General features: G+C 25.5%; 1 protein-coding gene. It reads left to right on the top strand.

Features of this window, described 5'->3' with window-relative positions:
* Positions 1 to 395: 395 nt before the first annotated feature.
* Positions 396 to 1,425: tyrosine-type recombinase/integrase (locus tag HG1285_RS18505; RefSeq protein ID WP_008289357.1), on the top strand; the 1,030-nt coding region annotated here is incomplete at its 3' end.

Raw genomic sequence — 1,425 nt, 5'->3', positions numbered from 1 at the left:
AAATTTATGAGTAATTTAGCTTATAAGTATGTAGATGAACTGAATTTATCACGAGAAAAGATTAAAGAAATAGAGGAATTTTAGCAAATAGTTATTGGGGTAGGGATACATGGGATTTTAAGGATGATATTTTTAAAAATATAAGTGGATTTCCAAAACTTAATAAACATGGAAGAACATACATAGATTTTTCAATAATAAAAAACAATTGGCTTAGAAATGAGCTTAAATATTTCCTATCACAAAAACTATTAAACAATGAGCTAAAATTATCAACTATACAAAGCTACTCTGTTAGATTAAAAAAAGTAATTAGATATATAGAACTAAGACATCCTGATATTATTTCTATATATCAACTTAGTGAAGATGATATAAACAACTATAAATTCTATTTGTTAGATAACAATATAGTAAAGCCAAGAAAAAGTAATCCAAAAAAACTAAATGATGGACATTATCTTTCCCTTTTTAGACAATGGTGGTTATTTTTTCAAGAATTTTATGATATTAGAGATGAATATGAAAAAGATATATGGAATATAAAAAAGATTTATCCTGAAAAAGTGGAGAAAGGTAGATCTAACTATAATCTAAATTTCTCATTTATAATTGATGAAAAATTAAGAAAATTAGTAAAGAATTATATTAAGGTAAGAATTGCTACTAATTCTTTAAGCACAACTCAAAAAGACTTAAACTCTATAGGATTTTTTGTTAATTTCTATAATAAAACATATAAAGAAAATACATTATCTAACTTATACAGAAACAGGTTTGAAGAGTTTTTGCATTATTTTTATCAATTCTATAAAAGTTTATCTTTTTCAACAAAAAGTAGTAAATTGATATCTATAAAACTATTTCTCGAGTATATACAAAAAGCTAACTATCCAGAAGCTCCTAAAATACATATAGACAAAATAATATTTAAAGAAGATTTTCCTAAAAAGGAACATAAAGGAGATACAATAAAGTACATTCCCGAAGATGTATTACAACAGTTAGATGAGAATTTACAATATTTAAAACCTAAAAAATACATTCCTATAGTTATTTTACTTAGAGCAACAGGATGGAGAATATCAGATATATTAAACCTTAAATACAATAAATGCCTTCAAAAAACAAATAGTGGCTGGTATTTGGTAGGAGATATAAAAAAGACACGAGTAATAGAGCATAGAGTCCCTATAACTGAGGAAGTAGCACAAATAGTTAAAGCAGTTATAGAAGATGTAAAACAGAAAAGTAATGAAGATAATAATCCAGAAAAGTATTTATTTCCAGTATTATCGGGTAGAAGAAAAGAGCAAACAATATCAAGCAGAGCTGTTAGGGAAGCATTAAATAGACTTGCTAAAGAAAGAAATATTATAGACAAGGAAGGAAATATCTATCATTTTGGTAACCACGCATTAGACA

The sequence above is a fragment of the Hydrogenivirga sp. 128-5-R1-1 genome (genome assembly GCF_000171895.1).
The sequence above is the reverse complement of the archived record's forward strand: the minus strand, read 5'-3'. Positions and strand labels throughout refer to the sequence as shown.